Here is a 13,725-nt window from a genome sequence, read left to right on the forward strand (position 1 = left end):
GGTATTTATTTAGTAGTTAGTAGAATTTACAAACTGATCACAAAATGCAATCGCTGTACTTTCAAATCGTCTTTGATTAAAATTTTCGCAAACTTAAACCAAAAGAAATCATTCTAAAAACCGATCTCTGGTAGCTGGAGTTGGAAGTATGCAGGCATCAGCCTGGCCCATAAGTTTGTAACGGTGCTTAGCAATGAGCTTGTAAAAAAAGTTTGTAAAAGAGATCGGCAACACACTCAAAAATGACAACCATCGCCATGGCGCTTTTAGAAATTGAGCAATTTTAAAAGCCGCTTGTGCATGAGAAGACATTTGTCCTTTTGACATAAACAGGAGACTATCCGTATAATCAAGTGGTAAATTATAATCCTTTAATATAGACTGTCCAAGCTCCGACTGTAAAGGCGTGAAGGTTAATTTGGCATTTCGCTCATGAGAAAGAATAAAATTGATCGAACGATTACAAAACCTACAAACACCATCATAGAGTATCAAATAATCTATTTTACGATTTGTACCCATCCCTTGATTGTTTGCTTGCTCTCCTCTTCATTCAGCACATCAAAAGTAACATCGGCACCGTAATAGTATACCCCAGCAGGAAGCTCTTTGCCGCCATCTGTGGTTCCATCCCAGTTGATCAAGATACTATTCACACTTTGCCCTTCGCCGCCAGATCTAGCCGAATTGAAGTCAAAGAGCACCCCTCCTGATCGATCAAAAACTTTAAATTCAACTCTTCTTACGAATCGAGGACACAACGAATAATCAAAATTCTCGATGTTGTTATTCAAATCCGTGTAGGGTGTAAATGTTTCGTTGGTAGATTGCGAATCTTTATCCGGAGAAAAGGCATTAGGCAATACATAATTAGGGCAATTATCCGCACATAAGGTCTGCTCCACATCCCATTCTCCCTCATTCCCTGCCTTATCCACAGCAGTAATTCTATAGCAGCCTTTGTAAGACCCCAAACCTTCATGAGTGAATGACGTGCCCTGCACCTCAGCTACATAATCTGTTCCTTTCTCACCGAAGCCCTCCTCCGAACCGTCAATAGAAAAATAAATTCGATAAGCCTTCACATCTGGATCACAATCGCCAAAATCATAGGTCCAGCTCAAGTCTCTAGTGAAATTAGAAAATGAACAGGGCTGACTAGCTAGAAAAGTAGTACAATCAAAAGTCTCGTCAAAAGTCAATACTGGCGTACAATTAGGAGGAATTCCATCATCCAACTGAGCTGAATTTATCTGCGCCTTATTTACTATAGGATCCTCAATGGCAGCATTGCCATAGCTTCCCCTGGTCTCAACATAATAGTAATATTCAAGATCAGAATTTAGTGGATTATCATCCGCATCATAAACATCTTCAAAATATAATCCAGTTATTGAAGCATCTACACTGGTTAAGGAGTCAAAATCTGACGGCTGCAAGTCATCTGCTGCAACAAAACCATCGCCTTCATATCTATAAATCGTATGATAATATTTTTCTGCAGGATCTCCTGCTTCCGGTTGTACAATATTGGACCACGGTGTAAGCGATTCCCAATTGAGAATAATAGCCTCGGTCGTCGAGCTCGTTTCGAGCCAAACTGAAGATGCTGGTGCGGATGCGTCCGTGGTATCAGTTTGATCAATCAACATCATGTTAATCACATAATGAAAGGAATTGCTTTTTGTATCTATTCCTGTGTCTGTGTATGACAAGAAATCCGTTCCGTTATATTGAATTTTCGATTGCAATATTTGTGGATTGTTAGTTCCTCCCTGGCCTGGCAATCGTACTATTTCATATTCATAATCATCTAAATCAAGGTCAATTGGCAACTGCCACCTTACAAAAATTTGCCCAGTAGTTTCATCTGTTTCCTCCACATCCACTTCCAAAATGATTGGAGCAGTTAAACCCATTTCGACACAAACTTCAGTCGAGGCATAGCTTTCCCCTCCGGCAGGCTCTGGGAATATCGCGACTATACGGTAACAATAATTCGCTCCTGGAGCTAACTTAGCTCCATCATTATCATCGAGATAGGTGGTAACATTTACTCCTACTGTATCAATCAGCTGATAACCCGCCGACTCTGGCAACCCTACATTACAATCTTCAGCTACAAACTCATAAGAGTCAACCCTTCTCCATATTTGAATACGGCTTGCTCCCAAACAGCCAGCGTACGAATCCCAGGTTAACTCAACCGACCGTTGAGGTTCAGATGAAGCTGACAAACCTGTAGGAGCCGGAGCCACCACAGTTATATTCCAGGTCTTAAAATCAACAAGCTTTGGTCCCAGTTCAGGATTATCAGTAGCTTTTAATTGTACTTCATAGGGTCTTCTTCTCACCAATTCACAAGAAGTCTCCCAACTGAAAGCTACACTAGCCGGAGAGTTTTGGTAAGTATCATCTGGAACAAGCACCGCACTATTATCCGCCAATTCGAACGGTCCTCCAAATGCCTCTATTTTGACTTGATGACCATCGGGGTCAGTAGCAGTTATCGTTTCATTCACAGTATTTCCCGCTTCTACACAAACATCTGGTGGGGGCAAAATTTCTGGTCTTTCATTGTCCGTGTCTTCTATTATCACTTGCATATCCCTGACCAAAGAGCCCAACAAGAACCACTCACCTTCTATCTTTCGCCATTCGTCTACAATGAAAGCAATATTATATTCTCCGGGAGCACCAGGTGCATCCCATAAAACATTTCCTGAAATCGCATCAATCTCAAAGGTTGGAATATCGTTTTGGTCTTCATTTCCATTCAGGTAGTCAGAGTAAAACTCAGGATCAGCAGGTGATAGGTAGTTATTTACAACTCTATCCAGTGCTTGTTTTGGTTCGGTAATTCTGTAGGATAAACTATCCCCATCGCTATCAAATGCCCCTGGGTTATGAAGAAATGCCGCACCAACTGCCCCTTTATCTATTGGTGGCACTAAAAATACCGGTGTATTATTAAGGCCAACAAATGGGTCTATTAGAATGGTTGTTTCAATGTAAAAAGGGGTATCAACAGAATTAGACATGTTCTGAATACCTGCGTTTCTGTTTCGTTCATTATATCTAACAGTATATTTACCTGGAGCAGAAAATGTGTGCGTAATTTCGAAAAAATTGTAAGCCACTTCATCTTCCAACGGTGTAGTTCCACTATTTTCTGCATTTTCGGATAAGTTCAATACAGTCCCATCTCCAAAGTCAATTTCGCCACCCCCAAAAACAACAGAAGAACCGGTATCCGTATAACCAACTACGGTAAACCTATAAGTTAGACTTGAATTTGATGTTCTGACAGCTACGATTTCACCTGCCCTAATATGAGTAGCTAACGCCTCCTCAATGCAGAATAACAACGACAAGAATAGTATGCCTAATAATCTAAGTCCCGTTTGATATGTCATTAAAAACTAAGGTTTGATATTCACATTCAATGTTGAAACAATTCTTTCTACTCATTCCCTATGCTTTTTGTTCCAGATAAAAATGAAACGAAAGATTCTTTGGCATTAAATATATAAGATTAACGTCATTGTTCAGATAAATCATGTAGCAATCTCAAAATAATTTACCTTCAAAATTTTCAATTCTTCAATTATTTAAACTCTAATTTATAATTAGTCTAAATACCAAAACTCAATATCGCATATCATTGGTTGCTACGCCCCTCAACTATATATTTGGGGCATCATTTAGCATCTAAATTTTCAACAATCGTAGTATGAGTTGGTTCACACAAACACTTTCAGGCAGCGTCGGCAAAAAACTGTTGATGGCATTGACTGGACTATTCCTAATTTTGTTTTTAGTCATTCACTTGGCTGGAAATCTTCAGCTACTTTTTAATGATGGAGGTAAGGCATTTAATCTCTATGCGACTAACATGGCCAACAACCCATTAATTAAAGTAGTCTCTTATGGCAATTTCTTTTTCATATTGGTACATGTCATAGACGGTATCATTTTAACAATGAAAAACAAGGCAGCCAGAAACATTCGATACAAAGTAGCTATTAAGGATTCAAAAAGCAGCTGGGCCTCTAAGAATATGGCGCTTCTAGGAATTATTACTTTAATTTTTCTTATTGCACATTTGAAAGGTTTTTGGTATGAATTCAAATTTGGAGCTATTCCATTCGCCACTTATGATGGTGTAGAATACAAAGATGTTTTTCAGATTGTTCAGGCTTTGTTCTCTGATCCTATTTATGCTGGTTTTTATGTCATATGCATGATATTCCTAGCGCTTCATTTATCACATGGTTTTTCAAGTGCATTTCAGTCCATGGGACTTAATCATAAAAAATACACCCCATTTATTTCTAAACTTGGTTTAGTGTATTCTATCCTAATTCCGCTAGGTTTTGCCAGTATTCCAATTTGCATGTTACTCGGAATTAAATTTTAATCAATTTAGAAAAATTAAGACCTAATATATAATGGCTTTAGATTCCAAAATACCTGAAGGACCGTTAGCTGAGAAGTGGACGAAACATAAATTCAAAAGCAAACTGGTCAACCCAGCCAACAAGAGAAAGTATGATATCATCGTAGTAGGAACCGGATTGGCTGGAGCATCTGCCGCCGCTTCATTCGGGGAGCTGGGCTACAATGTAAAATCATTCTGCTTTCAAGACAGCCCGAGAAGGGCACACAGTATTGCCGCTCAGGGCGGTATCAATGCTGCAAAAAATTATCAAAACGATGGAGACTCGGTCTTCAGACTATTCTACGACACCATTAAAGGTGGAGATTACAGAGGTCGTGAAGCCAACATCCACAGACTGGCAGAAGTATCTGTAAATATCATCGACCAATGTGTGGCACAAGGTGTGCCTTTCGCACGGGACTACGGTGGGCTACTAGATAACAGATCATTTGGTGGAGCACAGGTATCTCGTACTTTCTACGCACGTGGCCAAACAGGTCAACAATTGCTGCTAGGTGCTTACAGTGCTTTGAGTAGACAAGTGGCTTCTGGTAAGGTGCAACTATACGCCAGAACTGAAATGCTAGATGTGGTGATCGTAAACGGTCAGGCACGTGGTATCGTCACTAGAAACTTGATAACTGGAAAGATCGAATCACACAGTGCGCACGCAGTGGTATTAGCTACAGGCGGATACGGCAACGTATTCTTCCTATCTACCAATGCCATGGGATCGAACGTAACGGCCGCTTGGAGAGCGCACAAGAAAGGTGCTTTCTTCGGCAACCCTTGCTACACGCAGATTCACCCTACTTGTATTCCAGTTTCAGGCGATCACCAGTCTAAATTGACTTTGATGTCTGAATCATTGAGAAATGATGGTAGAATCTGGGTACCAAAAACTGCAGTGAAAGGATTGAAAGCTGCTGATGCAGCCAAGATTGCTGAAGAAGATAGAGATTATTACTTGGAGAGAAAATATCCTGCTTTTGGTAACCTGGTACCTAGAGATGTGGCTTCTCGAAATGCCAAGCAAATGTGTGACGAAGGTCGCGGTGTAGGCAACACAGGCCTAGCCGTATTCCTTGACTTCTCAGATGCGATCAAGCGCGATGGATATGAAACGATCAAAGGCAAGTATGGAAACTTGTTTGATATGTACAAGCAGATCACGGGGGACGATCCTTACGAGATGCCAATGATGATCTACCCTGCGGTGCACTATACCATGGGCGGTCTTTGGGTTGATTACAACTTGATGACTACTGTACCAGGATTGTACGCTGCAGGAGAAGCCAACTTCTCAGATCACGGCGCCAACAGATTAGGAGCTTCGGCCTTGATGCAAGGATTGGCGGATGGATACTTCGTATTGCCATATACTATTGGTGATTATTTGGCTGACATGCCATATGAGAAGATCCCTACAGATCATGAAGAATTCCAAAAAGCAGAAACTGCAGTAAAAGAGCGAATCCAAAAACTATTGAGCATCAACGGTAACAAAACTGTAGATGACTTCCATAAGGAGCTCGGCCACATCATGTGGGAATACTGCGGCATGGCTAGAAACGAAGAAGGTTTGAAGACTGCCAAAGGCAAAATCAAAGCCTTGAAAGAAGAATTCTGGAAGAATGTAAAAGTTTTGGGTGACAACGAAGAAATGAACATGTCTTTGGAAAAAGCCAATAGAGTGGCTGATTTCATTGAACTGGGTGAATTGATGATCGATGATGCTCAAAACAGAAAAGAATCTTGTGGAGGTCACTTCCGTGAGGAATCTCAAACCCCAGAGGGTGAGGCATTGAGAATTGATGATGAATTCTCTTATGTGGCTGCTTGGGAATACCAAGGAGAAGGCAAAGAGGAAAAACTCAACAAAGAGCCTTTAGAATTCGAAAACGTGAAATTGACTCAAAGAAGCTATAAATAAGAATTGATATGAATCTGAAATTAAAAATCTGGAGACAGAAAAACGCTAATGATAAAGGTGCTTTCGAATCATACAATGTTTCGGACGTATCGCCAGACATGTCATTTCTTGAAATGCTTGACGTGTTGAATGAAGATCTTTCGAGAGAAGGCAAAGACCCTGTACACTTCGATCATGACTGTAGAGAAGGTATTTGTGGTATGTGCTCTTTGTACATCAATGGTAAACCTCACGGCCCTAAGGATGCTGTGACTACCTGTCAGCTACATATGAGATCATTCAAAGATGGTGACATCATCGTGATAGAGCCTTGGAGAGCGGCTGCTTTCCCAGTACAGAAGGATTTGGTCGTAGACAGAAGTTCATTCGACAGAATCATCCAGGCGGGTGGATATGTAAACGTGAACACTGGTGGAGTACCAGACGCTAACGAAATTCCTATTCCGAAAGTAATCGCTGATGAGGCCATGGATGCCGCTCAGTGTATCGGATGTGGTGCTTGTGTGGCAGCTTGTAAAAATGCTTCTGCGATGCTTTTCACAGCGGCTAAGGTTTCACAATTGGCACTATTACCACAGGGACAAGTAGAGCGTCAGACCAGAGTAGAAAATATGGTGGCGCAGATGGAAGAAGAAGGCTTCGGAAACTGTACCAATACACAAGCTTGTGAAGCGGTTTGCCCTAAGGAAATTAGTGTGACGCACATTGCCAGACTCAATAGAGAGTATCTGTCAGCTAAGGCTTCCTCGGATAACGTTTAATAAGCCATTTATTCAAAATATTACGTCATGGTAGTAATTGTACCATGGCGTTTTTTTTTCAATTAACTAAACATTAAAATTATGAATAAAGCGAAAAATTATTTGCTCGCAATCGTTTTCGTATTGCCAATGTTATTTGTTGCTACTTCTTGTGATGACGATGATGATGATAACGGCTGGAGCGATGCTGAAATTGAAGCAATTAAAGCTGAGTGTGTTTCCGAAGAACAAGGCACTGAAGAACAATGTGATTGTTTATATGATAAGGTGACAAGTGAGTTTAGTAAGAGTAAATTCGAGAGCGAAGATTTTTCTGATACTGACGCCCTTAAACTTTTACAATTTGCAGTTGATTGTGATATACCAATTTTTAATTTTGAATAAGAGATTATTTTTAGAAAATTTAAAAAGTTCATCATAATCAGATGAACTTTTTTTTATTTAACACCTTGTTTACACCTATAATTCTACCATTTTATAATTTCTCTTTAACTCAAAAAAGGGTCATCTCAAGAAGGTTGAATCAAAATTTCACTAACTTCCAACTCTTGGTTTTCAACAACAATCCTTCAGATGGAAGAAGATGCTTTTGGGAGCTGTACGAATAAAGAAGAGTGTAAAGCGTGACCCAAATTGCAAGACTCAATAGAGAGTATTTGGTGGCAAAGGCATCTTCGGGTAACCTATAAGATTACATAAAACGATTTCAAGAACGTCATTGTGAATGCAATGACGTTTTTTATATATTACCTTTTTATTAATCAAAACTATCAATCATGAACAAATTGAAAAATACCCTTTTAGCAATAGTATTTGTCCTTCCAGTGCTATTCGTTGCCACTTCTTGTGACGACGACGATGAAGGTAAAGATGGCTGGACAGATGCCCAATTGGAAGCTTTAACTGAAGAATGTGTTAGCGAGGAAGAAGGAACTCAAGAGCAATGTGAGTGCCTTACTGACAAGATATCAGATGAGTGGACATATGAAGAATATAATAATTTAACTTTGGATGATTTAGGTAGAGCAATTGAAATTGCTCTTGATTGCGTGGGCAGTATTTAATCACATAGTCTAACTTTAGAAATACCCATTGGGTGTGAGCGATAATATTTCCTCATATCTAATGGGTATTTTTTGTTTTGATTTCTATAATCATACCATATCACAACGTAGCTAAGACCTTTGGTCAAGCTATTATCAGTTTACTTGATCAAACCAATCAAAATTTTGAGCTGCTTTTGATTGACAATAATTCCACCGATCAAAGCAAGGACATTGCTATAAAATTTGCATCTAAAGACTTAAGAATAAAGCTACTTTCTGAAACCCAACAAGGCGTTGTATTTGCAGCCAACACAGGCATGAGAGCGGCTAAGGGTGAATTCATTGCTCGAATGGATGCCGACGATGTTGCCCATCCAGAAAGACTCGAAAAGCAACTCAACCACCTCAAATCTAATCCTGATATTGCAATCTCTGCTACCCAAGTCAATTACAAGACGAACAATCACGAACTAAATGATTTTACTCATTTTGTGAAATGGAGCAACAACCTGACTTCTTGGAATGACATATACCAAAACCGATTTGTAGAGTTTCCTGTGGTCAATCCTACACTTATGTTTCGGCGATCGCTACTGAACGAGGTTGGCTATTTAAAAGAAGGCGGATTTCCAGAAGACTACGAGTGGTTTCTTCGAGTCATCGACAAAGGATTTAAAGTAGAAAAGCTCCCCTTACCCTTGCTCGACTGGCATGACAGTTCAAGTAGACTTACCAGAACAGATCCACGTTACCAAAGCGATGCCTTCTTTCGAATCAAAACAGAGTACCTCACAAAACACTTAAAGAACATCAACCAAACTAAAGTATGGATTTGGGGTGCAGGTAAGTTAGGGTTAAAACGAAGTCAGCTATTGCTCAATCATGGCATTGAGATCTTGGGGTATATTGATATCAAGAAAGGCAAACAACTGAATGGTTTCTCATGTGTACATTTTGAAGACATTCAAATTGAAACTCAGCCCTTCATCATTAGCTATATAACTAATCGAAATAAACGTAATGAAGTGAGGTCATTTCTTGAATCTAAGGGTTATCAAGAGAGTGAAAATTACATTATTGCTGGATGATGGCTAGAACTCTTCCAAAGAGTTGAACTTTGGAAGAGTTTTTACTGTAACATGTGGAAAACTTCCCACTATTCCACTCCGTTTATCCGCTCAAAATTTCTAGCTTTAAAGTCCGATTTGCAACATTATTTTTGCTCGTCATTGCGAGCCGCGCGAAGCAATCTCAAAATTAAAAGTACCAATTGAGAATAAGATCACTTCGCTCCGCTCGTGATGACGGAAATAGAAAAATAGCTCCACATGTACCTAATATTCGATACCGAGACCACTGGTTTACCTAAAAATTATAATGCGCCTCTAGAGGACTTAGACAACTGGCCAAGACTGGTACAGCTCGCCTGGCAAGTACACGCCAATGACGGTTCGTTGATAAGTGACAAAAACTACATCATCAAACCAGAAGGTTATACCATTCCCTTTAACGCGCAGAAAATCCATGGTATTTCTACCAAAAGAGCCGAAGAAGAAGGACATGACCTAAACGAAGTACTCAGTATCTTTTCAGAGGATTTAACGAAAGTCAAAGCGGTAATCGGACACAACGTAGAGTTCGACTTGAACATCGTTGGGGCTGAGTATCTCAGAAAGGAGCGAAACAATGACTTGTCTTCCGTCGACTCCATCGACACTAAAGATGAATCCACAGAATTTGTAGCCATTCCTGGCAGAGGGGGCAAATTCAAATGGCCAACCCTAACCGAGCTACACACCAAACTTTTCGGCGTGGGGTTCGACGATGCCCACGATGCAGCGTATGATGTAGACGCCACAGCCAAATGTTTTTTTGGTCTACTTACAGAAGGGGTCATTGCACCCTTAGATGATACCGCCAAAGAAAACATCAAGTACGAGGCACCGGATTTGGCAGCGGCCAATTTTGCCGTGCAGGATAGCAACAAAGGTATTGACATCGATACCGAAGCAGCCAAAGACATCGATGCGCCCTTTTGCCACTTGCACGTGCACTCGCAGTTTTCGGTTCTTCAAGCCACCCCTAAAATCAAGCCGCTCATAGCCAAAGCCAAAGAGCTGGGCATGCCAGCGGTAGGCTTAACAGATTTGGGTAATATGTATGGCGGCTATCACTTTGTAGAGGGTGCCATCAAAGAAGGAATCAAGCCGATTCTAGGACAAGAATTTTTCATTTCTGAAGAAAGGAAAACCCTCAAGTTCACCAAAGACAATCCAGATCGTATGACACGGATTGTACTCATGGCAAAAAACAAAAAAGGATATCATAATCTAGCAAAACTCTCTTCACTCGGTCATATGGAAGGGCTGTATGGCTTTTACCCAAGAATTGACAAGGATCTAATCACACAGTATAAGGAAGATCTTATTTGCCTTACAGGAGGCTTGATGTGTGAAGTGCCTTCGCTTGCGCTAAACCAAGGTGAGGAACAAGCCGAAACTGCTTTACTTTGGTGGAAAGAACAATTTGGAGACGACTTATACATCGAACTTAATCGTCATGGATTAGACGAAGAAAATCACTTGAATGAAATTCTTCAAGGATTCGCCAAAAAGCACGGCATCAAAATGATTGCATCGAATCATGTGCATTATTTAGACAAAGAGGAGTCTAAGGCACATGACGTACTCTTGTGTATAAAAGATGGTAAAAGCATCAACGATGAAGTAGGTCGTGGTCGTGCCTATCGAGATGCACTACCTAATGATCAGTATTATTTCAAGACTCAGGAAGAAATGAAAGCACTTTTTGCTGACATCCCTGAAGCCATTGAAAATATCAAAATACTGATTGACTCTGTTGAAGAATATCGTCTTTCCAGAGATGTTCTCTTGCCAGCCTTTGACATTCCGGAAGAGTTCAAAGACTCGAAAGACGACGAGGATGGTGGTAAAAGAGGTGAAAACAATTACTTGCGTCACTTGACCTATGAAGGAGCCAAACGGCGCTATGGTGAAATTACAGATGAGATCACCGAACGGCTAGACTTCGAACTCAAAACGATCGAAAACTCAGGCTATCCCGGTTACTTCCTCATTGTTCAGGATTTCACTACGAAGTCCAGAGAAATGGGAGTCTCTGTAGGCCCAGGTCGGGGTTCAGCTGCTGGTTCAGCTGTCGCCTATTGTATTGGTATTACTAATGTAGACCCTATTGCCTACGATCTGCTTTTTGAGCGTTTCTTGAATCCTGATCGTGTATCACTACCCGATATTGATATCGACTTTGATGACGAAGGTCGTGACAAGGTCATCCAATACGTGATTGACAAATACGGACAAACCCAGGTAGCACAGATCATTACCTATGGCACGATGGCCGCCAAGTCGTCTATTCGTGACTCTGGCAGAGTGATGGAATTGCCCCTCCCCGACACGGATTCTATTGCCAAATTGATACCAGAACGACCAGGCATCAGTTTGACCAAAGCATTTAAAGAAGTGAAAGAACTTCAAGAAATGGAGTCCGGTCATGGACTTAAATCCGAAGTTATTCAGCAAGCCAGGGTACTAGAAGGGTCGGTTAGAAATACTGGTATTCACGCCTGTGGGGTAATCATCACGCCAAGTGATATTACTCAACATGTTCCTGTAGGTGTAGCCAAGGATTCTGATCTTTTGGTAACTCAATTCGACAACAGTGTGGTGGAAAGTGCTGGCATGCTGAAAATGGATTTCTTGGGTCTTAAAACATTATCAATTATCAAGACGGCTTGCGCCAATGTGAAAAAACGGCATGGTGTAGAAATTATACCTGATGACATTCCGCTTGACGATAAAAAAACCTACGAGCTCTATCAGCGAGGTGAAACCAACGGAACGTTCCAGTTTGAGTCGCCGGGTATGCAGAAGCACTTACGTTCGCTAAAGCCCGATCGTTTTGAAGATTTGATTGCGATGAACGCCTTGTATCGTCCGGGTCCGATGGAGTACATCCCTAACTTTATTGCCCGAAAGATGGGAACCGAAGAGATCGAATATGATCTCGAAGGGATGGAAGAATATCTGGCCGAAACTTATGGTATTACCGTCTATCAAGAGCAAGTCATGCGTCTTTCTCAGAAATTGGCCGGTTTCACCAAAGGTGAAGCGGATATGCTTCGAAAGGCCATGGGTAAGAAAATCCAGGCCATCCTAGACCAGCTCAAACCAAAATTCGTCGAAGGCTGTCTGGAACGCGGACACGACGAAGCCAAAGTGCAGAAAGTATGGAAAGACTGGGAAGCCTTTGCCGCCTATGCCTTTAACAAATCTCACTCTACGTGTTACTCGGTAGTTGCCTATCATACCGCCTATCTAAAGGCCCACTACCCTGCCGAATACATGGCCGCAGTGCTTACACACAACCAAAACAACATTGAGAAAGTCAGTTTCTTCATGGAAGAGTGTCGGGTAAGAAAAATTCCTGTATTAGGACCTGATGTAAACGAATCGGGTGTTTTCTTTAATGTCAATGATGAAGGAAAAATTCGATTTGGTATGGGCGCGATCAAAGGCGCGGGTGAAGCGGCTGCCATTTCGATCATTGAAGAAAGAGAGGAAAATGGGAAGTTTAAAGATTTCTTCGATTTCGTAACACGAATCAATTTGAGATCTGTGAATAAGAAAACATTAGAAGCCTTGGCCCAATCTGGTGGATTCGATTGCTTTGAAGTATATCACAGAAGACAATATTTGATCACTGATGATGGTGAGCCTAGCTTGATTGAAAAAGCGATTAAGTATGCCAATAAGATGGAACAAGAAGAAGCCAGTGCGCAAGCTTCATTGTTCGGTGGAGAATCTGGCGTTTCCATTCCTACTCCTACAGTTTCAGCTGTAGAACCATTCTCAGAGTTAGAGAAATTGAGAATCGAAAAAGAAGTTGTTGGTTTATACATATCTGGCCACCCGTTGGATCAATTCAAATTCGAAATAGATCAATTCACCAACACGACGGTCAAAGAACTAAATGGCGATTTAACTGAATTACAAAAAAAAGGATCTATAAAAATTGCCGGTCAAGTCTCAGCGGTAGGACATCGGGTAACGAAAAATGGAAAGCCATTTGGTACGATTACACTTGAGGATTTCACCGACTCTTTTACTTTCTTTTTGTTTTCTGATGACTATGTCAAATTCAAAGAGTATTTCGAAACTGGGTGGTTTCTTTACTTTCAATGTGCGGTACAAAACCGATGGAAAGGCGAGGAACTGGAGCTCAAAGTTAAATCCATGCATTTGCTAACCGAAATCAGAGAAGAAAAAACCAAAGGATTAAATCTCAGAATAAAACTTCAAGATGTGAACGAAGGACTTATTCATGAAATAAAAAAATTAACCACAGAATATGCTGGTAGCAGTTTACTCAAACTTGATATCGTAGATGAAGAGGAAAACATGCAAGTCAATTTACTTTCAAGAAAAGTGAAAATTGAGCCTGATAATGGTCTGTTAGACAGGCTAGAGGCCATGGATGAAATTCAATACAAAGTAATTGCCTGAC

At 40.8% G+C, this 13,725-nt stretch carries 9 protein-coding genes; 7 read left to right on the forward strand and 2 right to left on the reverse strand.

Annotated elements, in window-relative coordinates:
- Nucleotides 1–108 precede the first annotated feature (108 nt).
- Both R8N23_RS14270 and R8N23_RS14275 read right to left on the reverse strand, forming a co-directional pair.
- A complete protein-coding gene (locus tag R8N23_RS14270) occupies nucleotides 109–522 on the reverse strand; it encodes a thiol-disulfide oxidoreductase DCC family protein (protein ID WP_318172285.1) in 414 nt (137 codons plus the stop codon).
- Nucleotides 501–3,416, reverse strand: coding sequence for a gliding motility-associated C-terminal domain-containing protein (locus R8N23_RS14275; RefSeq protein ID WP_318172286.1), 2,916 nt, complete (start codon nucleotides 3,414–3,416; stop codon nucleotides 501–503). Before R8N23_RS14275 ends, R8N23_RS14270 begins: the two co-directional genes overlap by 22 nt.
- Before the next feature lie 317 nt (nucleotides 3,417–3,733).
- Here R8N23_RS14275 and R8N23_RS14280 point away from each other — a divergent pair, with 317 nt between their 5' ends.
- From R8N23_RS14280 to dnaE, 7 genes are all read left to right on the forward strand, one after another.
- Entirely contained in the window at nucleotides 3,734–4,420 is a 687-nt protein-coding gene (locus R8N23_RS14280; RefSeq protein ID WP_318172287.1) for a succinate dehydrogenase cytochrome b subunit, read from the forward strand.
- Between the two features lie 31 nt (nucleotides 4,421–4,451).
- A complete protein-coding gene (locus tag R8N23_RS14285) occupies nucleotides 4,452–6,374 on the forward strand; it encodes a fumarate reductase/succinate dehydrogenase flavoprotein subunit (protein WP_318172288.1) in 1,923 nt (640 codons plus the stop codon).
- An 8-nt stretch (nucleotides 6,375–6,382) separates the two neighbouring features.
- On the forward strand, nucleotides 6,383–7,135 hold the full coding sequence (locus tag R8N23_RS14290) for a succinate dehydrogenase/fumarate reductase iron-sulfur subunit (protein ID WP_318172289.1): 753 nt from the start codon (nucleotides 6,383–6,385) through the stop codon (nucleotides 7,133–7,135).
- Nucleotides 7,136–7,216: 81 nt separating this feature from the next.
- A complete protein-coding gene (locus R8N23_RS14295; RefSeq protein ID WP_318172290.1) occupies nucleotides 7,217–7,519 on the forward strand; it encodes a hypothetical protein in 303 nt (100 codons plus the stop codon).
- A 392-nt stretch (nucleotides 7,520–7,911) separates the two neighbouring features.
- On the forward strand, nucleotides 7,912–8,199 hold the full coding sequence (locus R8N23_RS14300) for a hypothetical protein (RefSeq protein WP_318172291.1): 288 nt from the start codon (nucleotides 7,912–7,914) through the stop codon (nucleotides 8,197–8,199).
- A gap of 77 nt (nucleotides 8,200–8,276) precedes the next feature.
- On the forward strand, nucleotides 8,277–9,269 hold the full coding sequence (locus R8N23_RS14305) for a glycosyltransferase family 2 protein (protein ID WP_318172292.1): 993 nt from the start codon (nucleotides 8,277–8,279) through the stop codon (nucleotides 9,267–9,269).
- Nucleotides 9,270–9,509: 240 nt separating this feature from the next.
- Entirely contained in the window at nucleotides 9,510–13,724 is a 4,215-nt protein-coding gene (gene dnaE / locus R8N23_RS14310) for a DNA polymerase III subunit alpha (RefSeq protein WP_318172293.1), read from the forward strand.
- Nucleotide 13,725 lies beyond the last annotated feature (1 nt).

Origin of the sequence: Reichenbachiella sp., assembly GCF_033344935.1 — a bacterium.
Lineage (GTDB): Bacteria > Bacteroidota > Bacteroidia > Cytophagales > Cyclobacteriaceae > Reichenbachiella.

Excerpts from the sequence above, each read along its gene's own strand:
- R8N23_RS14270 (WP_318172285.1), bottom strand. The coding sequence starts at position 522 with ATGGGTACAAATCGTAAAATAGATTATTTGATACTCTATGATGGTGTT.
- R8N23_RS14275 (WP_318172286.1), bottom strand. The coding sequence starts at position 3,416 with ATGACATATCAAACGGGACTTAGATTATTAGGCATACTATTCTTGTCG.
- R8N23_RS14280 (WP_318172287.1), top strand. The coding sequence starts at position 3,734 with ATGAGTTGGTTCACACAAACACTTTCAGGCAGCGTCGGCAAAAAACTG.
- R8N23_RS14285 (WP_318172288.1), top strand. The coding sequence starts at position 4,452 with ATGGCTTTAGATTCCAAAATACCTGAAGGACCGTTAGCTGAGAAGTGG.
- R8N23_RS14290 (WP_318172289.1), top strand. The coding sequence starts at position 6,383 with ATGAATCTGAAATTAAAAATCTGGAGACAGAAAAACGCTAATGATAAA.
- R8N23_RS14295 (WP_318172290.1), top strand. The coding sequence starts at position 7,217 with ATGAATAAAGCGAAAAATTATTTGCTCGCAATCGTTTTCGTATTGCCA.
- R8N23_RS14300 (WP_318172291.1), top strand. The coding sequence starts at position 7,912 with ATGAACAAATTGAAAAATACCCTTTTAGCAATAGTATTTGTCCTTCCA.
- dnaE (WP_318172293.1), top strand. The coding sequence starts at position 9,510 with ATGTACCTAATATTCGATACCGAGACCACTGGTTTACCTAAAAATTAT.